This window comes from Spirillospora sp. NPDC029432 (assembly GCF_040703975.1).
Taxonomy (GTDB): domain Bacteria; phylum Actinomycetota; class Actinomycetes; order Streptosporangiales; family Streptosporangiaceae; genus Spirillospora.
Genome location: NZ_JBEZWH010000073.1, coordinates 1 through 24,016, shown reverse-complemented (window position 1 = coordinate 24,016; position 24,016 = coordinate 1). Strand labels below are relative to the sequence as shown.

Genomic DNA, 24,016 nt, shown 5'->3' with positions numbered 1-24,016 from the left:
ACAAATGTTTGGTGGAAAGGTAGCGCATGGGAATCTCCACCACGACCCTGCCCGGCGGGGTCGCCGAGATCGTCGTCGACGCGCCGCCGGTCAACGCGCTGACCGTCCAGGGCTGGTACGACCTGGCCGACGCGGTCACCGCGGCCGGCCGCGACCCCCAGGTCGGCGCGGTCGTGCTCCGCTCGGAGGGCCGCGGGTTCAACGCGGGCGTCGACATCAAGGAGATGCAGTCCACCGAGGGCCACACCGCTCTGGTGGGCGCCAACCGGGGCTGCTACGCGGCGTTCGCCGCCGTCTACGAATGCGAGGTCCCGGTCGTCGCCGCCGTGCACGGCTTCTGCCTGGGCGGCGGGATCGGCCTGGTGGGCAACGCCGACATCGTCGTGGCCGCCGAGGACGCCTACTTCGGGCTCCCCGAGGTGGACCGCGGGGCGCTCGGCGCGGCCACGCACCTGGCACGGCTCGTCCCGCAGCACCTGATGCGCGCGATGGTCTACACCTGCCGCAACGTCACCGCCGCGGAGCTGCACCACCACGGGTCGGTGCTGGAGGTCGTCCCGGCCGGCGAGCTGCGCGACAAGGCCATGGAGGTTGCGGGGAACATCGCCGCCAAGGACCGGTACGTGATCCGGCGCGCCAAGGAGTCGCTGAACGGCATCGACCCGATCGACGTCAAGCGCAGCTACCGGTTCGAGCAGGGCCTCACGTACGAACTCAACCTGGTCGGCGCGGGCGACGAGCACCGCGACGCCTTCGTCCGGCAGGGAGCGGGCCGATGAGCGACAAGGTGAAGAGCATCGACGAGATCGTCGGCTCGCTGGAGAGCGGGATGACGATCGGGATCGGCGGCTGGGGCTCGCGGCGCAAGCCGATGGCGCTGGTCCGCGCGATCCTGCGGTCGGACCTCACCGACCTGACCGTGATCTCGTACGGCGGCCCGGACGTGGGCCTGCTGTGCGCGTACGGCAAGGCGCGGCGCGTCGTCGCCCCGTTCGTCACGCTGGACTCGGTGCCGCTGGAGCCGCACTTCCGGATCGCGCGCCAGAACGCCGCGGTGGAGTTCACCGAGTACGACGAGGGCATGTTCATGTTCGGGCTGTACGCGGCCGCGAACCGGCTGCCGTTCCTGCCCACCCCGGCGGGCCTCGGCTCCGACGTGCTCAAGGTCAACCCGCAGCTGAAGACGGTCCGGTCGCCGTACGAGGGCGGCGAGGAGCTCATCGCGGTGCCGCCGCTGACGATGGACGTCTCGCTGATCCACATGAACCGCGCCGACGTCCGCGGCAACGCCCAGTACCTGGGGCCCGACCCGTACATGGACGACCTGTTCGCCAAGGCCGCCGAGCGCACCTACGTCTCGTGCGAGCGCCTGGTCGACACCGCCGACCTGCTGAAGGAGGGGCCGCTCCAGTCCCTGCTGATCAGCCGGTCGCACGTGACCGGCGTGGTGGAGACCCCGAACGGCGCGCACTTCACCACCTGCGAGCCCGACCACGACCGGGACGAGGCGTTCCAGAAGCACTACGTGAAGTCGGCCGGCGACCCGGAGCAGTGGGCGGCCTTCCGCGACCGTTTCCTGTCCGGTGACGAGTCCGCCTACCAGCAGGCCGTCCGGGAGTACCACGAGGAGACCCGATGACCACGACCACGGCCACGCGGGCCGAGGTGTGCGCGGTGGCGTGCGCCGAGATGTTCCGGGGCGACGGGGAGATCGTCGCCGCGGCGGTCAGCGGCATGGTGCCGGCGGTCGGCGCCCGGCTGGCGCGGATGACGTTCGAGCCCGGCCTGCTCACCACCGACGGCGGCCCGATGCTGACCGCCGAGCCGGTCCCGCTGGGCGCCCCGGCCGGTGACGTGGAGGGCTGGCTGCCGTTCCGCGACCACCTGTGGCTGGTGCTGAACGGGCGGCGGCACGTGGTGCTGGGCGCGAGCCAGATCGACGCCTACGGCAACTCCAACATCTCCTGCATCGGGGACTGGGAGCGGCCGAAGTCGCAGCTGCTCGGCGTGCGCGGCGCGCCCGGCAACACCAAGGTCAACACCACCAGCTACTGGATCCCCAAGCACACCGCGCGCGTCTTCACCGAGAAGGTCGACTTCGTCAGCGGCATCGGCTGGGACCGCGGGGCGCACGAGATCCGGGTCGTCGTGACGAACCTGGCCGTCCTGGACTTCGCCACGCCCGACCACCGGATGCGGCTGCGTTCGGTGCACCCGGGCGTGAGCGTGGACGACGTCGTCGCCAACACCGGCTTCGAGCCGGTGATCCCCGACGAGGTCCCGGAGACGCGCCTGCCCACCGCGGAGGAGCTGCGGATCATGCGCGAGGTGCTCGACCCCAAGGGCCTGCGGGAGCGCGAGGTCCCGCAGGCGGCGCCATGACCGGGCAGCTGCTCGACACCCCGCTGACCCGTCTCGTCGGCGTCCGCCACCCGGTCGTGCAGACCGGGATGGGCTGGGTGGCCGGGCCGAAGCTCGCCTCGGCGGTCGCCAACGCGGGCGGCCTGGGCATCCTGGCCTCGGCGACGATGACCCTGGACCAGCTGGCGGCGGCGATCCGCGAGGTCAAGGAGCGCACCGACGCGCCGTTCGGGGTCAACCTGCGGGCCGACGCGGGCGACGCCGGCGAGCGGATCGACCTGATGATCAAGGAGGGCGTCAAGGTCGCCTCGTTCGCGCTGGCGCCCAAGCCCGAGCTGATCGCCAAGCTCAAGGACGCCGGGCTCGTGGTGATCCCGTCCGTCGGCGCCCGGCGGCACGCCGAGAAGGTCGCGGCCTGGGGCGCCGACGCCGTCCTGGTGCAGGGCGGCGAGGGCGGCGGGCACACCGGCGCGGTGGCGACCACGCTGCTGCTCCCCCAGGTCGTCGACGCCGTCGACATCCCGGTGATCGCGGCCGGCGGCTTCTTCGACGGGCGCGGCCTCGCGGCGGCGCTCGCGTACGGCGCCGCGGGCGTGGCCATGGGCACCCGGTTCCTGCTGACCTCCGACAGCTCGGTGCCCGACGACGTCAAGAAGGTGTACCTCGGCACGAACGAGACCGTCGTGACCCGGCAGGTCGACGGCATGCCGCACCGGGTGCTGCGCAGCGACCTGGTCGACACGCTGGAGCGCTCGGGCCGGGTCGGCGGGCTGGTCCGCGCCGTCCGCAACGGCGCCCGGTTCAAGAAGCTGTCCGGGATGTCGTGGCGCGAGATGATCGCGGACGGCAAGGCGATGAAGCACGGTAAGGACCTGTCCTGGTCGCAGGTGCTGATGGCCGCCAACACCCCGATGCTGCTCAAGGCCGCGATGGTGGACGGCCGTCCCGACCTGGGCGTGATGGCCTCCGGCCAGGTCGTCGCCCTGATCGACGACCTGCCCACCTGCGCGGAGCTGGTCGGCGAGATCGTCGAGGGGGCGGCCGCGGCCATCGCCGCCCAGCAGGCGCATCTGGCGGGCCCCGCCTAGGCGCTCCCGCTCCCCCGCACGTCCGGGCCGCCGCCCTTGCCGGAGGGCGGCGGCCCGGCCGCTCTCAGTACCGGCTCCCGACCGCCGGCGGGACGCCGTCCAGCTCGTCCAGGTCGGCCGCGGTGAGCTCCACCGCGGCGGCGCCCGCGTTCTCGCGCAGGTAGCGCGGCTTCTTGGTGCCGGGGATCGGGATGACGTGCCCGCCCTGCGCGAGCGTCCAGGCGATCGCGACCTGCGCCGGGGTGGCGCCGTGCCGCGCCGCGACCGCGCGGACCACGTCCACGATCCGCAGGTTGGCCTTCAGCGCCTCCTCCTGGAAGCGCGGGTTGCGGCCCCGGAAGTCGGTGTCCTCGAAGTCGGCCGCGGTGACGGTCCCGGTGAGGAACCCCCGGCCCAGCGGCGAGAACGGCACGAACGCGGCGCCGTTTGCCGCGCACCAGCCGACCACGTCGCCCGGCCCCTCGCCCGCGGTGCTGTCGCCGGAGAACGCGCCCGCGCCGCCGCCCGGGGCGCCCATCGCGTCCCGCGTCCACAGCGACAGCTCCGACTGGATCGCCGCGACCGGGTGGATCGCGTGCGCCTCCGCCGCCTGCGCCACCGTGACCTCCGACAGCCCGAGCCGGCGGACCTTGCCCTCGGCGGCGAGCTCCGCCATCGCGCCCCAGGTCTCGGCCAGCGGCACGGCGGGGTCGACGCGGTGCAGGTAGAACAGGTCGATGGTGTCGGTCCCCAGGCGCCGCAGGCTCTCCTCGGCGGACCGCCCGACATGCTCGGGACGCCCGTCGCGGCGCATGCCGCCGGCGGCGGCGCGGTCGACGACCAGCCCGGTCTTGGTGGCCAGCACGGCCCGGTCCCGGTGGCCGCCGGCCAGCGCGCGGCCCACCAGCGCCTCGTTGTGGCCGTCCCCGTACACCTGGGCGGTGTCCAGGAACGTCACGCCCAGGTCCAGCGCCTCGCGGATCAGCGCGACCGAGGCGTCGTCGTCGCGTTCGGACGCGGAGTACGCCCAGCTCATCCCCATGCAGCCGAGCCCGACCGCGCCCACGGGCGTTCCGGCGAAGTCGCGGCGGGCGATGGCGTGCGTGTCGTTGGTGCCGTCGTTCGTCATACCGACGATCCTGGACGAGATCGGACGGGTCCGGCAGAGTCCGTTCATCATGGGTGTGGCACCACCACCCTCGCGGGGCCCGCCTCAGACCGCGCCGGCCCGCCTCGGACCGCCTCAGCCGGCCTCGACCAGGCGCGGGCCCTCCATCAGCCGCTCCAGCCGGGCCTCGGTGCCGCTGCCCGGCCGCGGGTTGTACAGGACGAGGTGGAGACCGGGCCGGCCCGCCAGCGGCAGCAGCGTCGTCTCGAAGACCAGCGTGCCCGCCTCGGGATGCTCGACGGCCTTCACCACCTGGCCGCCCGCGGACACCTCGTGCCGGGCCCACAGCCGGGCGAACTCGGGGCTGGAGGCCAGCATCCGGTCGATCAGCCGGCCGAACTCCGGATCGTCGGGGTAGCGCGCCGCGTCCGCCCGGAAGCGGGCCACCACGCCGCGCGCCGCCTCGTCCCAGTGCGCGTGCAGGGCCCGGTAGCGGGCGCTGGTGAAGAACATCACCAGGCAGTTGCGGTCGCTCTCGCCGTACCCGAAGACGGCCCTGGCGCCGTCGTTGACCGCGATGAAGTTCCAGTGCCGGTCGCGCACGTACCCGGGGCGCGGCGACCAGGCCTCCAGGACGCGCCGCAGTTCGGGGGTCACGGCCGCCGCGCCGCCGCCGTCCTCGGCGCCCCGCGCGGGCGGGTTGAGGCCGGCCAGCAGGTAGAGGTGCTCGCGCTCGGCCTCGTCCAGCCGCAGCGCGCCCGCGACGGCGTCCAGCACGCCGTCGGAGACCTTGATGTCGCGGCCCTGCTCCAGCCAGGTGTACCAGGACACCCCGACCCCGGCGAGCACCGCGACCTCCTCGCGCCGCAGCCCCGGGGTGCGGCCCCGGCCCGCCTCGGGCATCCCGACGTCGGCGGGGCGGAGGCGGGCGCGGCGGGTGCGCAGGAAGTCGCGCAGCTCCTCGCGGCGCCGGCCGGCTGGGGAGGCATGGGGCATACGGCCACGATAGCCGCGCCCGGCCTCCGGCCGCCGGGGCGGATCAGACGAACGCGCGGCCGCTGTGCAGGCGCCTGCGGGTGTCGCGCAGGTAGAGGTTCCACGGGAACGTGCGCAGCGCGCGGGGCATGACCCGGTTGAGCGCCGCCGCGAACCGGGTGAAGCGGTCGAAGCGCGCCTGCTGCGCGGGCGTCCACGGCAGCCCCAGCTCGGCCCGGAACTCCGGCGGCAGGAAGCCCAGCGTGACGAACCGGCTGAACGGCCCGAACACCCGGCTCAGCGGGGCCGGCATGAACCCGAGGTCGACCAGCCTCCGCAGGTAGGCCCGCGTCAGGCCGTCCATCTCCAGCTCCCCGACCGTCGCCTTCCAGTACTCCTCGAAGGCCGCGCGGTCGGCCGGCCACATGTCCTCGGGGACCTGGAGCGTGGTGCCCAGCCGGGACGCGTGCGCGTAGAGCGCGTCCAGCACGTCGGGCCCGAGCTCGCCGTACAGGGCGGTGAGGACGTCCTCGGTGCCCCGGTACAGGCAGGCCGCCACCCACAGCTGGAGCTTGCGGTCGAAGGCGTTGTAGCGGACCTTCTCCCCCGGCCCGGAGTGCACCTGCCGGTGCTGGCGGTCGACCTCCTTGCGCAGCAGCTCGCGCTCCTCGTCGGTGCCGTGCCAGGCGACGACCACGTAGCTGAGCGTGGTGCGCAGCCGCTTGATCGGGTGCTTGTCGATCCGGCCGCTGTCGACCTTGCTCTTGGCCACGCCGTGGCCGACCGGGAGCAGGGCCAGCTGCATGACCACGTTCGCCGAGGCGGCGCTCAGCGCGAACCAGCTGAGCGCGTTGTCGACCGCGTGCGCGGCCTGGCGGGCGCCGCCCGGCCCGCCGGCCCGCACGATCCGGCCGCCGGGAACGGCGGCGACGGGCCGCGCGGGCGCGGCGGCCCCTTCGCTCGCGGGCACGCGACCGGCTGCTTCGGTGGCCATGGAACCTCATTTCGGACGCGGGAGGCTTGATCCTTACCGGTCCTCCACGGTGCCGCAGTAAGTGCTCACTTGCAATGTGACGTGGGACACCCCGTGCGGCGCCCGTGACCGGTCAGGCGACCGTCCCGTCCGCCCGCAGCCGGGCGATCGCCTCCGCGCCGTAGCCGAGACCGGCCAGCACGGCCCCGGTGTGCTCGCCCAGCGCCGGGATCGGGTCCATCCGGGCCTCGGCGCCGGCGAACGTGATCGGCGGCAGCACCGCCCGCAGCGCGCCGACCGGCGAGCCCACCTCCCGCCACCGGTCGCGGCCGGCCAGCTGCGGATGGGCGGCCAGGCCGTGCCCGTCGTTCAGGGTGGCGTTCGGCACGCCCGCCGCGTCCAGCCGGCGCAGCAGCTCCTCCCGCGGCGTCGCCGACGTCACCGCCGCGACCAGCGCGTCCACCTCCGCCCGGTTGCGGACCCGCGCCTGGTTGGTGGCGTACTCCGGATCGTCCACCAGGTCGGGGCGGTCCAGCACGCCGGCCGCCAGCGCCGCCCAGCCGCGGTCGTTCTGGACGCCGATCACCACGTCGGCGCCGTCGGCGGTCGGGTACGCGTCGTACGGCGCGATCACCGGGTGGCCGAGCGCGGTGCGCGCCGGCGGCGCCCCCGTGTAGAGCGTCGTGTAGAGCGCCTGCCCCATCCACTCCGCGACCGCGTCGAACATCGACACCTCGATCGCCGCGCCCTCGCCGGTGGTGCCGCGCCGCACCAGGGCCGCCAGCGCCCCGGAGAACGCGTACATCCCGGCGGCGATGTCGGCCAGCGGCGAACCGGCCTTCACCGGCGTCTCGGGCGTGCCGGTGACCGAGATCAGCCCCGCCTCCGCCTGGACGAGCATGTCGTAGGCGCGCTTGTCGCGGTACGGCCCGCCGCTCCCGTACCCGGACATGTCGATCACGATCAGCCGGGGGTCGGCCGCCCGCAGCTCCGCCGCCGACAGGCCCATCCGCGCCGCCGCGCCCGGCGCGAGGTTCTGCAGGAAGACGTCCGCGCCCGCGATCAGCTCGCCGAGGATCGCCCGTCCCGCCGGCCGCTTCACGTCGAGCGCGACCGACTCCTTGGACCGGTTGAGCCAGGCGAAGTGGGTGCCGAGCCCGCCCTTGACGGCCGAGTCGTACGCGCGGGCGAAGTCGCCACCGTCCACCCGCTCCACCTTGATCACCCGGGCGCCGAGGTCGGCGAGCTGGCGGCTGGCGAACGGCGCGGCCACCGCCTGCTCCAGCGCGACGACCGTGATCCCTTCGAGCGGCAGCATCCGCGCTCAGCCCTCCAGCAGCCGGCGGCCGATGATCATCTTCTGGATGTCGGCGGTGCCCTCGCCGATCAGCAGCATGGGCGCCTCCCGGTAGAGCCGCTCGATCTCGTACTCCTTGGAGTAGGCGTAGCCGCCGTGGATCCGGAACGAGGCCTCCACGACCTCCTTGCAGTACTCGCCGGCCAGGTACTTCGCCATCCCGGCCTCCAGGTCGTTGCGCTCGCCGGAGTCCTTGCGGCGGGCCGCCATCACCACCATCTGGTGCGCCGCCTCCACCTTCGTCGCCATCTCCGCGAGCCGGAACAGCACCGCCTGGTGCTCGGCGATCGGCTTGCCGAACGTCTCGCGCTCGCGGGCGTAGTCCAGGGCCAGCTCGTACGCGCGAAGGGCCATGCCGGCGCCGCGCGCGGCCACGTTCACGCGGCCGACCTCGACGCCGTCCATCATCTGGTAGAAGCCGCGCCCCGGCTCGCCGCCGAGGATCTGCGCGGCCGGGATCCGGTACCCGTCGAAGAGGAACTCGGTGGTCTCGACCCCCTTGTAGCCCATCTTCTCGATCTTGCCGGGGATCGTCAGGCCGGGCGCGACCTCGCCGAACCCGGGCGTCTTGTCCACCAGGAACGTGGTCATGCCCTTGTGCCCGGCGTCCGGGTCCGTCCGGACGAGCGTGGCGACCAGGCCGGCCGAGGCACCGTTGGTCAGCCACATCTTCTGCCCGGTGATCAGGTAGTCGGCGCCGTCGGGGACGGCCCGGGTCCGGATCGCCGACACGTCCGAGCCGCAGTGCGGCTCCGACATCGAGAACGCGCCGCGGATCTCGCCGGCGGCCATCTTCGGCAGGTAGTGCGCCTTCTGCTCGGGCGTGCCGTGGTGGGCGACCATCCAGGCGACGATGAAGTGGGTGTTGACGATCCCCGACACGCTCATCCAGCCGCGCGCCAGCTCCTCCACCACCAGCGCGTACGTCAGCAGCGACGCGCCGAGGCCGCCGTACTCCTCGTCGATGACCAGCCCGAACAGCCCGAGATCGCGCATCCCGTCCACGATCGCCTGCGGATACTCGTCGGCGTGCTCCAGCTCGGTCGCCACCGGCAGGATCTCCCGGTCCACGAACGACCGCACCGTCGCCAGGATCTCGCGCTGCTCGTCGGTCAGCCCGTGCGTCTGCTGCAACCTGCTCACGATCGGTCCCTTCCGTCGTCCCCGTTCCAGAACCCCTGGCCCTCCAGGTGCGCCACCAGCAGGGTGCCCGCGTGCCGGATGTGCGCGCCCATCGCCTGCCGCGCCGCCTCGGCGTCGCCGGCCCGCAGCGCCGCGAGCACCTGGTGGTGGTCGTCCACCGACGCCCGGTTCCAGCCGTGGATGCTCGCGTAGAAGCGGCGCGGCGCGTACCGGACGACCAGTTGCAGCAGCCAGGCGGTCTTCGGCGACCGGGCGGCGAGGTTGATCACCCGGTGGAACTCGTGGTTGGCGCGCTCGACGCCCTCGGGGTCGCCGGCCTCGGACGCCCGTTCGAGCCGCTCCTGGGTACGGCCGAGGGCGGCCAGCCCGTCCGCGCCGAGGTGCCCGGAGGCGCGGGAGGCCAGCTCCCCGGCGAGGTAGGCCTGCGCCTCGAAGAGGTCCTGGACGTCCTGCCGGGTCAGCGGCGCGGGCATGAACCCGCGGCGCGGCTCCAGCGTCACGAACCCCTCGCCGCGCAGCGACAGCAGGGCCTCCCGGACGGGCGTGACGCTGACCCCGAGGTCCTCCGCGATCCGCTCCAGCCGCAGGAACTCGCCGTGCCTGACCTGGCCGGACATGATGAGGTCGCGCACGTACGCGGCCACCTCGTCGCCGAGCTGGCGGCGCCGGCCGAGGGCCCGGTCGCCCGGAGGTGCCATGTCGTCGCCTCCCGTGCCGTCCTGCGCGGAGTCGGGAACAAAATATATGAAATGCGATCATGGCGCGAGAGGCCGGCCCCCGGTGCCCCGGGCCGTCCGCCGCGCCGGGGCTCACGTCACCGCGGGGATCTCCGGGCAGCGGGTGCCGGTGTAGATGGTGGGCATGCACCGGTTGCAGTGGATGCACAGCGATCGCGTCGCCGGGTCCGCCGCGATCCGGCCGATCAGGTCGGGCTCGCGCAGCAGCGCCCGCCCCATCGCCACGAACTCGAAGCCCTCGTCCATCGCCAGGTCCATCGACTCGCGGCCGGTGATGCCGCCCAGCAGGATCAGCGGCAGGTCCAGCTCGGCCCGGAACCGCCGCGCGTGCTCCAGCAGGTAGGCGTCCTTGTACGGGTAGGCCTTCAGGAAGCCCTTGCCGAACGTCCGGATGCCGAACCGCAGCAGCGGCGGGAAGTTCGCCGCGAACTCGGGGACCGGCGCGTCGCCGCGGAACAGGTACATCGGATTGAGCAGCGAGCTGCCCGCCGTCAGCTGCAGCGCGTCGACCGTGCCGTCCTCCTGGAGCCACCGGGCGACCTGGAGGCTGTCGTCGATCTCCAGCCCGCCGCGGACGCCGTCCCGCATGTTGAGCTTGGCGGTCACCGCGATGCGGTCGCCGACCTCGTCCCGGACGGCGCAGGCGATGCCGCGCACGACCTTGGCCCGGTTCCCGATGGCGCCGCCGAACTCGTCTTTTCGCTTGTTGAGCTTGGGGCTGAGGAACGAGCTGGCCAGGTAGTTGTGCCCGAAGTGCATCTCAACGGCGTCGAAGCCGGCCTCGATCGCCAGCCGCGCCGCCGTCGCGTGGGCCCTGGTCACCCGCTCGATGTCGGCGGCCGTGGCGGGCTTGGTGAAGCGCATCCCGATCGGGTTGAAGAAGCGTCCCGCCGACAGTCCCGGCAGGCCGTTGGACTTGGCGTCCGCGACCGGCCCGGCATGCCCGATCTGCGCCGACACCGCGGCGCCCTCGGCGTGGATCGCGTCGGTGAGCCGGCGCAGCCCCGGCACCGCCTCGGGCCGCATCCAGATCTGCCGCCGCTCGGTGCGGCCCTCGGGCGCGACCGCGCAGTACGCGACGGTCGTCATGCCGACGCCGCCCGCGGCCGGGCGGCGGTGGTACTCGATCAGCTCGTCGGTGACCAGCGCGTCCGGCGTCGCGCCCTCGAAGGTGGCGGCCTTGATCACGCGGTTGCGCAGCGTCAGCGGGCCGAGCCTGGCGGGCGCGAGAACGTCGGGGGCCATGGCTGTCTCCTCGGTACGTCCGGGCGGATGTGTCCGGAACAGGGGGCGGGGCCGCGGCGCGCCCTCCCGCCCAGGCCCCCGAGGAGGGCGGGCGCGCCGCGTACGTCCGGCTCGGGCCGGGTCAGAGGCGCTCGATGATCGTGACGTTGGCCTGGCCGCCGCCCTCGCACATCGTCTGCAGCCCGTACCGGCCGCCGGAGCGCTCCAGCTCGTGCAGCAGCGTGGTCATCAGCCGGGCGCCGGTGGCGCCGAGCGGGTGGCCGAGCGCGATCGCGCCGCCGTTGGGGTTGACCTTCTCCGGGTCGGCGCCGGTCTCCTTCAGCCAGGACAGCACGACCGGGGCGAACGCCTCGTTGATCTCGACCGTGTCGATGTCGTCGATCTTCATGCCGGCCTTCTTGAGCGCGTACGCGGTGGCCGGGATCGGCGCCGACAGCATGCGGATCGGGTCCTCGCCGCGCGCCGAGATGTGGTGGATCCGGGCCCGCGGGGTGAGGTCGTGCTCCTTCACCGCCCGCTCGGACGCGACCAGCAGCGCCGCGGAACCGTCGGTGATCTGGGAGGACACCGCGGCGGTCAGCCGGCCGCCCTCGACCAGCGTCTTCAGGCCCGCCATCTTCTCCAGCGTGGTGTCGCGGCGCGGCCCCTCGTCGGTGCCGTGGCCGTCGATCGGGGCGATCTCGCGCTCGAAGCGGCCCTCGTCGATCGCCCGGATCGCCCGCTGGTGGGAGTTGTAGGCCCACCGCTCCATCTCCTCGCGGGACAGGTCCCAGTCCCGGGCGATCATCTCGGCGCCGGCGAACTGCGACACCTCGCCGTCGCCGTACCGCCGCACCCAGCCCTTGGAGCCCACGAACGGGCCCTCGGTGAAGCCGAGCGGCTCGGCGGCCGTCATCGCGTACGAGATCGGGATCTGCGACATGTTCTGCACGCCGCCCGCCACCACCAGGTCGGAGGTGCCCGACAGGACGGCCTGCGCGGCGAAGTGCACGGCCTGCTGCGAGGAGCCGCACTGGCGGTCCACGGTCACGCCCGGGACCTCCTCGGGCAGCCCGGCGGCCAGCCACGCGGTGCGGGCGATGTCGCCGGCCTGCGGGCCCACCGTGTCCACGCAGCCGAAGATCACGTCCTCGACCGCCGCCGGGTCGGCCTGCGAGCGTTCCATCAGCGCGGTCAGCACGTGCGCGCCCAGGTCGGCGGGGTGCACCCCGGACAGCGCGCCGCCGCGCTTCCCGACCGGCGCGCGGACCGCTTCGACGATGTAGGCCTCGGCCATTGGGGGTCTCCTTCGTACGGGTCGTACGGGGTCGTACGGGTTCCGGTTCGTTCTAGGTCGCCTGGATGCCTTCCAGGACCATGGCGAGGTACTGCTTGGCGATGTCGTCGGCGGACAGCCGCCCGCCGCGCTGGTACCAGTTGGCCGCGAGCCAGACGGTGTCGCGGATGAAGCGGTAGACGAGGGTCCGGTCGAGGTCGGAGCGGAACGCCCCCTCCTTGACGCCCCGTTCCAGCACCGAGGTCCACATCTGCTCGAAGCGGCCGTGGGAGTCCCGCAGGTAGCTGAAGCGCTCCCCGGCGGCCAGGTGCTTGGACTCGTTCTGGTAGATCACGACGGCGGGCCGGTGGCGGTCTATCGAGCGGAACGACTCGACGACGAGCGCCTCCAGCGTCTCGCGGGCGCCGAGCCCCGCCTCCAGGACGCGGTCGTACGCGGCCCACATCTCGTCCAGGAACGTCGACAGGATCTCGTCGGCCATCGACTCCTTGGAATCGAAGTGGTAGTAGAGGCTGCCGCCCAGGATCCCGGCCGCGTCGGCGATCTGCCGGACCGTGGTGGCGGAGTACCCCTGCGAGGCGAACACCTCCGCGGCCGTGCCGAGCAGCTCGGCCCGCCGCTCAGCGCGCGCGGCCGCGGTTCCCTCGGCGTCGCGCCGTCGTGGACTCATGGTGGATGGTTTCCTTACGGATGCTGGCTGGAGACGGAGACGACCTCGCCCGTCATGTACGAGGAGTAGTCGCTCGCCAGGAAGACGATAACGTTCGCCACCTCCCACGGCTCCGCGTAGCGTCCGAACGCCTCCTTGCTGGTGAGGTCGTCCAGCAGCTCCTGGGAGGTCACCTTGACCAGGTGCGGGTGCATGGCCAGCGACGGCGACACGGCGTTGATCCGCACCCCGTGGTCGGCGGCCTCCAGCGCGGCGCAGCGCGTCAGCGCCATCACCCCGGCCTTGGCGGCCGCGTAGTGCGACTGGCCCTTCTGCGCCCGCCAGCCGATCACCGAGGCGTTGTTGACGATCGCGCCGCCCCCCTGCTCCCGCATGATCCGCAGCGCGGCGCGGGTGCAGCGCATGGTGCCGTTCAGCGTGATGTCCAGGACGCGGTCCCAGGCGTCGTCCTCCATGTCGACCAGGTCGGCGGTGCCGCCCAGGCCGGCGTTGTTGACCGCCACGTCGATCCGGCCGTACTTCTCGACGGCCAGCGCGTACAGCGCCTGGACCTGCTCCTCCGACGTCACGTCGCACGGCAGCGCGGCGACCCGGTCGGCGCCGAACTCCTTCTCCAGCGCGGCGAGCGACTCGTTCAGCCGCCGCTCGTGCGCGTCGGAGATCAGGATCCGGGCGCCCTCCTCCAGGGCGCGGCGCGCGGTGGCGCCGCCGATCCCGGCGCCGGCCGCGGCGGTGATCACCACGACCCTGTCGCGGAGCAGCCCGTGGGCCTCGGGGTAGGGCGGCGGGGGCGTCATGAACGGGCCTCTCGTGGCAGGCCGAGCACCCGCTCGGCGATGATGTTGCGCTGGATCTCGTTCGACCCGGCGTAGATGGTGTCGGAACGGGAGAACAGGAACAGCCGCTGCCAGTCGTCCAGGTCGTACGGCTCGCCCTCGGCGACCAGCCCGGCGGCGCCCAGCACGTCCATGGCCAGCTCGCCCAGCTCGCGGTGCCACGTCCCCCAGACCAGCTTGGAGATCGACGACTCGGGGCCGGGCGCCCCGGCCGCCACGCCCGCCATGGTGCGGGTCGCGTTCAGCCGCATGATCTCCAGGCCCATCCAGGAGCGGGTGAGCCGGTCGCGCAGCAGCGGGTCGTCGATCGCGCCGGTCCGGCGGGCCAGGTCGATGACGCCCTGCAGCTCGCGGCGGAACCCGACCTGCTGCCCCAGCGTCGCCACCCCGCGCTCGAAGCCCAGCGTGGCCATCGCGATCTTCCAGCCCTCGCCGGGCGCGCCGACGATGTTGCCGGCGTCGGTGCGGGCGCCGTCGAAGAACACCTCGTTGAACTCCGAGGTGCCGGTGATCTGGATGATCGGCCGGATGTCCACGCCGTCCTGGCGCATCGGGACCAGCAGGTACGACAGGCCGGCGTGCCGCTGGGAGCCCGGCTCCGTGCGGCAGACCACGAAGCACCAGTCGGCCTCCATGGCCAGCGACGTCCAGACCTTCTGGCCGGAGACGCTCCAGCCCTTCTCGTCCAGCTCGGCGCGGGTCTGGACGTTCGCCAGGTCCGATCCCGCGTCCGGCTCGGAGTAGCCCTGGCACCACAGCTCCTCGACCGCCACGATCGGCGGCAGGAAGCGCTTCTTCTGCTCCTCGGTGCCGAACGCGATGATCGTCGGGCCGAGCAGGTTCTCGCCGATGTGGCCCACCCGCGCGGGGGCGTCGGCCAGGGCGTACTCCTCGTTGAAGATCACCTGCTGCTCGACGGTCGCGCCGCGCCCGCCGTGCTCCTCCGGCCAGCCGATGCACGTCCAGCCCGCGGCGGCCATGTGCCGTTCCCACGCCAGCCGTTCCTCGTGCGCCTCGTGCTCGCGGCCCGGGCCGCCCAGCCCGCGGGCGTGCGCGAACTCGCCCGAGAGGTTGGTCTCCAGCCAGTCGCGCACCTCGGCCCGGAACGCCCGGTCCTCGGGGGTCTCGTTCTGCTCCACGCGGGCACTCTACCAAACAGTTGTTAGAAAGAATCGACCCGCACCACGAACACGGTGGTGTCGTCGGCGCTCGGGTCGTGCCCCATGCGGTCCAGCACCGTCTCCAGCACCTCCTGAGGGTCGTCCCCGCACCGTCCCAGCAGCTCGGTCAGCCGCTCGAGGCGCTCCTCCAGATCGGCGTCCCGGCGCTCCACCAGCCCGTCGGTGTAGAGAACGACCAGATCGCCGGGCTCCAGCCGGGACGAGACCGTCGAGTAGTCCCACGCCGGCAGCGCGCCCAGCATGGGATCAGGCCGCACCCTCAGCTGCACGGCCCCGCCGCCCCGCACCAGGATCGGCGGCAGATGCCCCGCCGAGGCCCACTCCATCACCCTGTCCGCCGCGTCGTACCGCGCCACCAGCGCCGTCCCGGTCGCCGCCCGCTCCTCCTCCAGCTCGCCGACCATCTCGTTCAGCCAACCCACCAGCCGCCCGGGGACCTGCCCGGTGTACGCCAGCCCCAGCAGCGCGTTGCGGGTCCGCGCCATCGCCGCGGCCGCGGGCAACCCGTGCCCCGCAGCGTCGCCGATCGCCAGCAGCGTCCGCCCGCCCGGCAGCGGCTTGCACGCGAACCAGTCGCCGCCGACCCTTTCCGCGCTCCCCGCGACCAGCGTCCGCACCGCGAGCCGCAGCCCCTCCGGATCGGGCAGCTCCTCCGGCGCGGGCAGGATCGCCCGCCGCAGCGTCACCGCCACCCGCCGCTCCTGCGCCGCCCTGGCCTGCTGCCGCAGGATCTCCCGCCGGGTCTCCGCCAGCGCCTGCTCGATCCCCCGCCGCCGGGTGATGTCCTGCGACAGCAGATTCACCGTCACGGGACGCCCGGCCGAGTCCAACACCGGCTCGGCGAACACCCACAGATGCCGCTGCTCCCCCGCCGGCGTGACCACCCGGTGCTCCATCTCCACCGGCTCCTGCCGGGAGAGCATCGTCTGGAACCGCTCCTCGGTCAGCGGACGGTCCTCGTCCACCACCACCTTGGACAGCTCGTCCAGCATCGGCGCCGACCCCGGCCGCAGCCCGTAGTTCGCCGCCATCTGCGGCGTCCACTGCAGCTGGTCGGTCGCCAGGTCGTACTCGGCGAACCCCAGCGCCGCCAGCCGCCCGGCCCGCTCCAGCCGGCGCCGCAGCCGGTCCTCGTCGTCCAGGTAGTGCCAGGTCACGCAGACGCCGGTCTGGACGGCCACGCATCGCACTGCCATCCGGGACGTCCGCGTCACCCCCTCCTGCGCGGTCGAGAACTCGAACGGGCCCCGTTCGTACGGCTCCCCGGTCTCCAGGACCTCCACGTACCGCGCGAAAAGCCCCAGCAACGCGGAGCCCGGATCCATGCGCAGCAACCGCTGGCCGGACAGTTCCTCGGCACCGCGACCGAAAAGGTCACGGGTCGCCGCATTCAAACGCGCATAAAGGAAATCGAGCACCTTCCCGTCGTGCCTTACCGGAACCAGGTGCGCGGCCGAATCGATCGAGGCGTCCAGTACGGCCCGCGCCTCGGGATCGTCCGGCAGCTCCTCCAGCAGCTTGGCGTCCTCGGCCACATCGGCCTCGGGCACCGGGAACGCCTCGATGCTCGGCACCACCCGCGGCGCCGCCATCGCCGCGTGCGCCCCGGTGGCCGTCTCCTCCGCCTTCGGCGGCGCGTTCCGCCCGCCCCGCACCCCGGTCACCATCGAGGCGGCCTCTTCCAGCCCCACGTCCAGGTCCCGGGCCAGCCAGATCAGGTGCTGCAGCGCCTCATCGGGCTGCACGCCCAGCCGCCCGGCGAGCACGACCCGCGCCTCGGCGAGGATCGCGCGCTCGCGCGCGGCCCCGCGCAGATCGGCGAGTTCCGGTATCAGCGGCGTGCTCTCGGTTTCCCTCACACGAATCCCCCATCAAAGGAAGAACCGTATATAAGGCTATGGGGTCCGCTATTCGACCCTCGCACGCCGTACGCCCTATTTTGCCGCCCGCTAACAGGGTCAGCGCCGCCGCTTTACCCCGCCGCCTGATAAACCTGCTTGGTCAACGCCGTCAACCGCCGCGCCGCGGTACCGAACGACGAACCCGCCGGATGCAGCGTCAGCACCACCACGACCCGGTCCCCGACGACCCCCGTCGTGTGCAGCACCGGCCGTCCCAGCCCCAGATCCGCCGCCGCGGGCCGGTACGCCTCCCCCTCGCAGGGCACCGCGGGCACGTCCCCGAACCCGGACCACCCCTGCTTCACCGCCCACGGCCGCGGCAGCGCCCGCGGGATCCCGAAGTACTGGTCGTACCGATCGGTCCCGCAGGGCGTCGCCTGCCGCAACTCCCCCATGATCAGCTCCCGGTGCTCCTCGGGAGCCTCCTCCAGCACGTACCGGTACGTCCTCGCCACGTCCATGGCACTGAGCGCCACATACCCCCAGAACCCGGGCTTGTCCGCCGGCGGCGGCCGCGTGTCCCGCAAGCCCGCCCGGGGCACCATCCGCTCGATGATCGCCCCCTTGCCGCCCCTGTTCCAGAACGCCGTGGCCGCCTTGTCGTCACTCGACCGCAGCATCGGCCGCAGCGACGCCAGATCCCCCTCCGACGCCTTCTCCCGCCGCAGGAAGTCCAGTGCGATGAGGATCTTCACCACCGAGGCCGACCGGAACGTCCGCCGGGCCCCCTCCTGCAGCACGACCTTCCGGGCCTTCCAGTCGTACACCACGTACCCGGCCCGTACCCCCTCCGGCACCTTCGGCCGCGGCCGGGCCTCCGTCTCGCTCACCCGAGCCTCCGGACTCTCCGCCCTCTCGACCGGCACGGCCCCACCGCCCCCGCACCCGCCCAGCACCAGGACACCGGCGACGACCATCCCCGCACGCAACGCGCTCACCCGGCCATCCCTACCAGATCCCGGCCCGCCACAACCGAGTACGCACCCGCCCTCAGACTGCGCTACAGTAATCACGCCCGCTCAACCGGGCACCGGGACGTAGCGCAGTTTGGCAGCGCACTTGACTGGGGGTCAAGGGGTCGTGGGTTCAAATCCCGCCGTCCCGACCAGCGTTTACGCAGGTCAGAGGCCAGTTCTCAAGATTGAGAACGTGGCCTCTTGATCGTTTGTTAGCCATTCGTTAGCGGATCCGACCGTCACCCCTGACACTCAGACGGTTCACACGGCACCCAACGAGATAGAACCAGAACGATCGTCACCCTGACGTGTTCACTCACCCGCCGCCACCGAGAGCCCGAAGCGCCGACCGCCCGCAACACCCACAGGCAGCACCTGAAGCCTTCCAAACTGGCTACGCGGGTTCGATTCCCGTCGCCCGCTCCAAGTTCTCGCAGGTCTACACGATGATCACGCGGGTCCACGATCACGTCAGTGATCGTTTGTCACTCATCTGTCACCCGGACCCAGCGTGATCATGTGTTCAACTCCGACACCCAGCACGATCACACAGCACCCGCCGGCACCCGCGATGAACACCCGCCCAGCGCGCCGCCCCCTCCTCCCCGGCTCCTTGGGGCTCCACCGGCGCCCCACGAGGAAGGCCCACTGCCTTCCCGCCCGGCGCGATGCTCCGTCGACGGTCGAGTACAGACGCCTGCTCGACCGTTCCACGGAAACCGACCGAGCCATGGCCTCCCTCCATGACGCATCCGCAGAGAAGTCCAACCGACAGGCCACAGCAGCAACGGCCGCAGAGATACGGGTCAGGGAGTGGTCTCTCGGGCACAAGCAGAGGAGGCCGCCCGGCGCGACAACGTCCGGGGCGGGCGGGACGTTCTCTCCGCGCAGGCTGAGGTGGTCCGGATTGCATCCTGACGAATTACCGGGCTGACACGTGGAAACGAGACAAGGTTGACGACATCACGCGCCAAGCTCGGCTGCTGCGCCCCTCATCAGTCCGCCGGTTACCCACTGCCTCCTCGCCGGAACCAACCGCGCCTGCCATAGAACAAGTGGGTCGGCGCCTCTCTCGCATCACACCAGGGGAGCCTGTCCTGGGGTGGCACCGTAAGCTCACCCCATGAAGCGCCCGCACTCACCAACCACACCATCTCAAAACGGTAACGCCCTCCTATAGGCGCAGGTCGCGAAGTGTTCTCCCCGCGCAAGCGGGGGTGGTCCGTCGCTGCCCCCGGGGCGAGTCCCTCGGGATCCGTTCTCCCCGCGCGAGCGGGGGCCGCTCGTAAAGTGGCCAGCGCTCGAGGATCCGTTCTTGGTGGCAACCTCGGTCCATCCCCGGCGAGGCCCCTGTCAACACCCTCCAACCCCAGCGAACCCACCTGGTGTTACGCGCAGAACTGCTGGATAGGCGCTGAGCTGAGCGCCCTTCTGGCGCCTCACCGGCGGCGCTGCCACTACTGCGCACGGCATGATGACGGGGATTCCCAGACAGCGCCTTGCATTCTCAATCGGTGCGGCGGCGGCTGCGGATCTTGTCGAAAGCAGCGAGGGCGGTGTCGTCGGCGTCGTCGAGAGTGTGCAGATAGCGCTCGGTGGTGGAGATGGATCCGTGGCCGAGGCGTTCTTTGACGACCTGGAGGTCAGCGCCGCCGGCCAGCAGCCAGGATGCGTGCGCGTGGCGGAGGTCGTGGATGCGGACCTTGACGTCCAGGTCGGCCTTCTTTAGGGCGGGCTTCCAGATCCGGTTGCGGAACCAGTTCGCTGGGATGTGGCCGTCGGTCTCGCGCCGGCGGGGTTCGCGGGGGTTGTCTTTACCGTGTGCTCGGCGGCGGGCCCGGTACTCGGCGAAGGCTCGTCTGCAGTGGTCGCAGCGGCACGTGGCAGCGTTGTAGGCGCTCAGCGTGCCGTGCCGGTATCGACGTCCCTTGGCGTTCTCTTCGGTCCAGCCGAGTTCCCCTGGGTCGAGAGGGACGGGTGACTGTTCGACCAAAGCTTCCGGCTGGTAGACGAACAGGAGCCCGTCGGTGCCGAGCTGCTCTTCGACGATGTGGTCTTCGAGTTTGGTGACGATCTGGTCGCTGAGCTTGAAGCGGCGCCACTCTTTGTCTTTGGGGTATTCCTTGACCAGGAAGCGTTTGCCCTCGGGGTGGAACTTTGGGTTGAGTTCCACGACGACGCGACTAATCGTCAGGAGACGGGAACGGGTTTTCAGATCGCGGCCGCGGAGTTCGGTGAGTTCGCCCCAGCGGAGGCCTGTTTCGATGGCGGTTTCGACGAGGAGCTTGGAGTCGGCGTCCGGGAGCGCGTGGTAGAGGTCGTCGAACTGCTCGGGGCTGATGATTTCCAGTGGCTTCCCGGGGACGGTGGGGGTGCGGACTCCTTTGCAGGGGTGGATGTAGGTCACCTGGTCGTTCAGCGCGGTGGTGAAGATGGCACTGAGAACCACCTTGTTGTAACGGATGGTCGCGGCGGAGACGCCGTTCTTCTTCATGCTCTTGATCCACGCCCGGACGTGCTCGGGGAGGATGTCCATCATCCGCATCGCGCCGAACTCGGGCATGACGTGCTTGTAGATCGAGTAGTGGTAGCTCTGCATGGTGCTCGGCTCGACCTCGTGATTGGGCAGCCAGGTCTCCTCGACGTACTTCTTGAAGGTCTGCCGTCCTCGCTTGAGGTTGACGTCGCGGCCCTTGCCGACCTCGGCCTCGGCGCGCTGCCAGGCCTTGTCGGCCTCCTTCTTGGAGGAGAAGGTCCCTGCCGACGTGATCTTGCCCTCGAGGTCTTCGTAGCAGGCGGTGTAGCGCGGCCTGCCGTGGCGGTCGATGCGCTTGAACGCGTACCCCAAGATCACTCCCCCGAATGATCGTTTGTTAGTGGCTCGTTAGTGGACTGTGGCCCACGGGGCGGCATCCAGGATGACTGCACGTCATCCACTCTAGGCCTCTGACCTGCATGTTCTCATCGATTCAACTGATCGCAAAGGAAGCAGGTTGAACGCTTTCGGGGCACTGGAACACACCTTCCGGCTGTTCAAACAGACCCTCGGCTGGACCTGCCCCAAACTCCGCACGCCCCAAGCCCGCGGACCGCTGGACCTGGATCATCATCGCCACCCACACCCAACTGCGGCTCGCCCGCCCCTTGGCCGCAGACCTCCGCCGCCCCTGGGAGAGCCCCCTCCACCCCAGCCGCCTCACCCGGCTCGCGTCCGACGCGACTTCCGGAACATCCGCCCGGCCACCACGCAGCCTGCCAGAGCACCGAAACCAGGCAAACCCGGACCTGGGCGACCACCCGGCTCCCGCAATCGCAGACCCGCACCCCGCTACGACGCCGGCAAAACCATCAAACGCGGCCGCACCATGACCGAGCACCAAGATCGGAGAGGTTAAAGAACAAGCTCAGAGGCCGTCTTCAATCCAGCTGGGGAATCGAAGACGGCCTCCCGCTGCCTGTCCGGTGACCACAGTCATATTGTCAGGGCCTCACGTGCGCCGGTCCCGGTCGCGGCGCTCAGCCCCAGGGCATGCGCCGGGTGGTCCGAGGGTTATGGCGTGAGGACCGTCTTGCCGATGGTGGTGCGTTCTTCGAACGCTTTGTGTGCGGCGGCGGCTTGGGCCAGCGGAAGGGCGGCGCCGATGATCGGCTTGAGTTCGCCGGTGCGGGCCAGATCGAACGCGCGGTTGAGCAGGCGGGCCAGGTGTTCGGGTGCCAGCGCTGCGGACGCGAAGCCCGTGACGGAGAGGCCGCGGTGGTAGACGTCGAGGGGGTCGAACTGCGGTGCCTGGCCGCTTGTCGTTCCGTAGACCACCATCCGGCCGGTGCCGGGCGTCAGAAGGTCAAAGGCGGTCTTGGAGACCGGGCCGCCCGTGGTTTCCAGCACCACCTGGAGACCACCGTCTGCCGCCTTCCGTACACGCTCGCCCCAATCCGGTGTGCTGTAGTCGATCGCCGTGTCCGCGCCGAGTCGCTTGGCCGCGTCCAGTTTCTGTTCGCCCCGGGCGACGGCGATCACGTTCGCGCCGGCGTGTTTGGCCAGTTGGACCAGCAGGCTGCCGACGCCGCCCGCGGCGGCCTCGACCAGCACCGTCTCTCCGGGCTGGAGGGCGGCGGCCTCGGCCACCCCGACCGCGGTCGTGCCCTGCCCGAGCAGGGCCAGGGCTGTGTGGTCGTCCAGTGTGCCGGGCCGCGACAGAGCTGCCGCCGCAAGGACGGCCTTCTCGGCGTAGCCGCCGCCTGCGGTGGTGCCGACCACCTGCCGGCCGATCTGTGCGGGGTCGACGTCCGGGCCGACGGCGATCACCGTGCCCGCCACCTCGAAACCCGGCGAGTACGGCAGCGGGAGGTCGGTGAGCACCGATCGCATCAGGCCGGCCCGTATCTGGACGTCGGCGAAGCCGATTCCGGCCGCGGTCACCCGCACCAGGATCTGGCCGGGGCCGGGCTCTGGGTCGGGGACCTCGTCCACCCGCAGAACGTCGGGGGGACCGTAGTCATGGAACCGGACAGCACGCATGGATGGTCCTTCGCATCGGGGAGAGGTGAGGCGGCGGATGCACCGCCCCGCGAAGGTATCGATGAGATACTGGTTACTTCAAAGGTATCTAACTACCGTGAGGGTACTAGTGGAACCGCTCGCCCCGGACATGTTCGACCCGGCCTGCCCGAGCAGCATCATGCCGATCCGGATCGGCGACAAATGGTCGGCGATGATCATCCAATGCCTCGAGCAGGGACCACGACGGTTCTCTGAGATCCGAATCCCGCTCCGGCACGCCACACCCAAGGTGCTCACCCAGACTCTGCGCGCCCTCGAACGCGACGGAATGATCACCCGAACCGTCTATGCCGAGGTCCCGCCGCGAGTGGAGTACGAACTGACCCCGCTCGGGCGCACCCTGCTCGACCTCATCGCCGCCTGCCGGCACTGGGCGGAGCAGAACATGCCCACCCTCCTCGCAGCCCGCGACGCCTATGAGAACACCATCACCGACCCCAGCTGATCGAAGCAGCGGGCACGCCGAACGGCCCTCGTCAAGTAACGGGATCAAGGGCGGGACCGCACCGCGGGTCCGCCCTTCACCCTTTCAACGCCAGCACACCGTTACTGAATCTCATCGACATCACCACCCCAGCAGCCCTGCAACCGTCGCTCAAACCCAGGCACGAACGTTGCCGCTTCTCACGGTCACAACCAGACCGCCGAATTCCACGCCAGCGAGATCATCTTCCCCTCTCCGCCGGGCACCTGCTCCCCCCGCCGGGACGCGACCCGCCCTCGGATCCGAGGAGGCGGGCTAGTACCGCTGTGCGTACCAGGTCGGTCGCTCGCCGAACATGGCCTTGAAGTCGCGGATGAAGTGGCCCTGATCGGCGTAGCCGAGGTCGGCCGCCAGCGCGGCCCAGTCGATCGCCCCACCGGCGGCCATGCGCGCGGTCACCTCGTGCAGGCGGTAGCGGCGGATCACCCACTTGGGCCCGATGCCGACGTACTCTGCGAACAGCCGTTGCAGCCCCCGCATGCTCAGCCCAAGCTCGCCGGCGAGGTGTTCGACCCTGGTCACGGCCTTGTCCTGGACGATCAGCTCGACCGCGGCCACCACCTGGCGTACCCGGGGGTCGTCGTCTGGCAGGTGCTCCAGCAGGAAGGCGTCCACGGTCGGCACGTCGAGCGTCGTGGGCAGGTCCGGGCCGAACACCTCGGCCGCCGGGACGACGCGGTCGGTGATCGTCGAAACGGAGGCACCGAGGAACGGGCGGAAGCAGCCCGGCCGGAACGCGACACCGAAGACGTGGTCGCGGCCCTGGAGGATCTTGATCCGGTAGCCGCTGCACACGCCGTTGACGTCCGCACGGCCGCCGCCCAATGACAGGTGCACATTCGGGTACGGCACGATTTTCTGCCGGTAGGGCTCGGCGTAGTCCCAGCGAGCCTCCCAGTACCGCTCCACCCAGGGCGCGAGCGCCGGCGACGGGTCGTGGAACGTATGGCGCTGATACCTGGTCCACGCACCGCGCAGCTCACGAACGTCCCGCCCCACACGGCAAAGTGTATGTCGCCTTTGTCCAATACCCCTCTGGCACGCGCCACCTAGTCTCCTCGCCATGTCGCATCTGTCCAACGCTGCCGAGGCCATGGCGGCAGTCGCCCGCCCCATCAACGACGACCAGCTCTCCAACAAGACTCCGTGCACGGAGTACGACGTGCGGGCACTGGTCAACCACCT

At 71.4% G+C, this 24,016-nt stretch carries 21 protein-coding genes and 1 tRNA gene; 6 read left to right on the top strand and 16 right to left on the bottom strand.

Going from position 1 to position 24,016, the window contains the following annotated elements; all coding sequences use genetic code 11:
- Nucleotides 1–26: 26 nt before the first annotated feature.
- Genes AB0881_RS35320 through AB0881_RS35305 form a run of 4 tightly spaced genes read left to right on the top strand, consistent with a single transcriptional unit; the run spans nt 27 to nt 3,449 of the window.
- On the top strand, nt 27–779 hold the full coding sequence (locus tag AB0881_RS35320) for an enoyl-CoA hydratase family protein (RefSeq protein ID WP_366624216.1): 753 nt from the start codon (nt 27–29) through the stop codon (nt 777–779).
- On the top strand, nt 776–1,639 hold the full coding sequence (locus tag AB0881_RS35315; RefSeq protein ID WP_366624214.1) for a CoA-transferase: 864 nt from the start codon (nt 776–778) through the stop codon (nt 1,637–1,639). The genes AB0881_RS35320 and AB0881_RS35315 overlap by 4 nt, the downstream gene beginning before the upstream one ends.
- Entirely contained in the window at nt 1,636–2,382 is a 747-nt protein-coding gene (locus AB0881_RS35310; RefSeq protein WP_366624212.1) for a CoA-transferase, read from the top strand. Before AB0881_RS35315 ends, AB0881_RS35310 begins: the two co-directional genes overlap by 4 nt.
- Complete coding sequence (locus AB0881_RS35305) at nt 2,379–3,449, top strand: nitronate monooxygenase (protein ID WP_366624210.1); 1,071 nt, start codon at nt 2,379–2,381, stop codon at nt 3,447–3,449. Before AB0881_RS35310 ends, AB0881_RS35305 begins: the two co-directional genes overlap by 4 nt.
- Before the next feature lie 64 nt (nt 3,450–3,513).
- On the opposite strand, the gene AB0881_RS35300 is transcribed toward AB0881_RS35305, so the two are convergent.
- The 13 genes from AB0881_RS35300 to AB0881_RS35240 form a co-directional block, all read right to left on the bottom strand.
- The gene (locus AB0881_RS35300) at nt 3,514–4,524 is read right to left on the bottom strand and encodes an aldo/keto reductase (protein WP_366624237.1); all 1,011 of its coding nucleotides are present in this window, start codon (nt 4,522–4,524) and stop codon (nt 3,514–3,516) included.
- 147 nt (nt 4,525–4,671) lie between these two features.
- The gene (locus tag AB0881_RS35295) at nt 4,672–5,532 is read right to left on the bottom strand and encodes a helix-turn-helix transcriptional regulator (RefSeq protein ID WP_366624208.1); all 861 of its coding nucleotides are present in this window, start codon (nt 5,530–5,532) and stop codon (nt 4,672–4,674) included.
- Nucleotides 5,533–5,575: 43 nt separating this feature from the next.
- Nucleotides 5,576–6,505: an oxygenase MpaB family protein gene (locus AB0881_RS35290; protein WP_366624206.1), complete on the bottom strand. Its 930-nt coding sequence runs from the start codon at nt 6,503–6,505 to the stop codon at nt 5,576–5,578.
- 112 nt (nt 6,506–6,617) lie between these two features.
- Nucleotides 6,618–7,802 (bottom strand): CaiB/BaiF CoA-transferase family protein, encoded by a 1,185-nt coding sequence (locus AB0881_RS35285; protein WP_366624204.1) that lies wholly within the window; start codon nt 7,800–7,802, stop codon nt 6,618–6,620.
- Between the two features lie 6 nt (nt 7,803–7,808).
- Entirely contained in the window at nt 7,809–8,984 is a 1,176-nt protein-coding gene (locus AB0881_RS35280) for an acyl-CoA dehydrogenase family protein (RefSeq protein ID WP_366624203.1), read from the bottom strand.
- On the bottom strand, nt 8,981–9,682 hold the full coding sequence (locus tag AB0881_RS35275; protein WP_366624201.1) for a GntR family transcriptional regulator: 702 nt from the start codon (nt 9,680–9,682) through the stop codon (nt 8,981–8,983). The genes AB0881_RS35280 and AB0881_RS35275 overlap by 4 nt, the downstream gene beginning before the upstream one ends.
- Before the next feature lie 111 nt (nt 9,683–9,793).
- Nucleotides 9,794–10,966 (bottom strand): NADH:flavin oxidoreductase, encoded by a 1,173-nt coding sequence (locus tag AB0881_RS35270; protein ID WP_366624199.1) that lies wholly within the window; start codon nt 10,964–10,966, stop codon nt 9,794–9,796.
- 121 nt (nt 10,967–11,087) lie between these two features.
- Nucleotides 11,088–12,242, bottom strand: a complete 1,155-nt coding sequence (locus AB0881_RS35265; RefSeq protein WP_366624197.1) for an acetyl-CoA C-acetyltransferase — start codon at nt 12,240–12,242, stop codon at nt 11,088–11,090.
- Nucleotides 12,243–12,294: 52 nt separating this feature from the next.
- Complete coding sequence (locus tag AB0881_RS35260; protein WP_366624195.1) at nt 12,295–12,912, bottom strand: TetR/AcrR family transcriptional regulator; 618 nt, start codon at nt 12,910–12,912, stop codon at nt 12,295–12,297.
- A gap of 14 nt (nt 12,913–12,926) precedes the next feature.
- The gene (locus tag AB0881_RS35255) at nt 12,927–13,709 is read right to left on the bottom strand and encodes an SDR family oxidoreductase (protein ID WP_366624194.1); all 783 of its coding nucleotides are present in this window, start codon (nt 13,707–13,709) and stop codon (nt 12,927–12,929) included.
- Nucleotides 13,706–14,887: an acyl-CoA dehydrogenase family protein gene (locus AB0881_RS35250; protein WP_366624192.1), complete on the bottom strand. Its 1,182-nt coding sequence runs from the start codon at nt 14,885–14,887 to the stop codon at nt 13,706–13,708. The genes AB0881_RS35255 and AB0881_RS35250 overlap by 4 nt, the downstream gene beginning before the upstream one ends.
- Nucleotides 14,888–14,910: 23 nt before the next feature.
- On the bottom strand, nt 14,911–16,788 hold the full coding sequence (locus AB0881_RS35245; protein WP_366624190.1) for a SpoIIE family protein phosphatase: 1,878 nt from the start codon (nt 16,786–16,788) through the stop codon (nt 14,911–14,913).
- 113 nt (nt 16,789–16,901) lie between these two features.
- Complete coding sequence (locus AB0881_RS35240; RefSeq protein WP_366624188.1) at nt 16,902–17,768, bottom strand: hypothetical protein; 867 nt, start codon at nt 17,766–17,768, stop codon at nt 16,902–16,904.
- Between the two features lie 93 nt (nt 17,769–17,861).
- On the opposite strand from AB0881_RS35240, the gene AB0881_RS35235 reads away from it, so the two are divergent.
- Nucleotides 17,862–17,938 (top strand) — tRNA-Pro (locus AB0881_RS35235).
- Nucleotides 17,939–19,293: 1,355 nt separating this feature from the next.
- Here AB0881_RS35235 and AB0881_RS35230 read toward each other — a convergent pair.
- Together AB0881_RS35230 and AB0881_RS35225 are read right to left on the bottom strand one after the other, a co-directional pair.
- Complete coding sequence (locus tag AB0881_RS35230) at nt 19,294–20,634, bottom strand: tyrosine-type recombinase/integrase (protein ID WP_366624186.1); 1,341 nt, start codon at nt 20,632–20,634, stop codon at nt 19,294–19,296.
- A 702-nt stretch (nt 20,635–21,336) separates the two neighbouring features.
- A complete protein-coding gene (locus tag AB0881_RS35225) occupies nt 21,337–22,257 on the bottom strand; it encodes a zinc-binding dehydrogenase (protein ID WP_366624184.1) in 921 nt (306 codons plus the stop codon).
- A gap of 157 nt (nt 22,258–22,414) precedes the next feature.
- On the opposite strand from AB0881_RS35225, the gene AB0881_RS35220 reads away from it, so the two are divergent.
- A complete protein-coding gene (locus tag AB0881_RS35220) occupies nt 22,415–22,792 on the top strand; it encodes a helix-turn-helix domain-containing protein (RefSeq protein WP_366624183.1) in 378 nt (125 codons plus the stop codon).
- Between the two features lie 294 nt (nt 22,793–23,086).
- Here the strand turns inward: AB0881_RS35220 and AB0881_RS35215 are convergent, their stop codons facing one another.
- Nucleotides 23,087–23,830 carry a helix-turn-helix domain-containing protein gene (locus AB0881_RS35215; protein WP_366624181.1) on the bottom strand — a complete coding sequence of 248 codons (744 nt, stop codon included), beginning with the start codon at nt 23,828–23,830 and terminating at the stop codon, nt 23,087–23,089.
- Between the last annotated feature and the right edge of the window lie 186 nt (nt 23,831–24,016).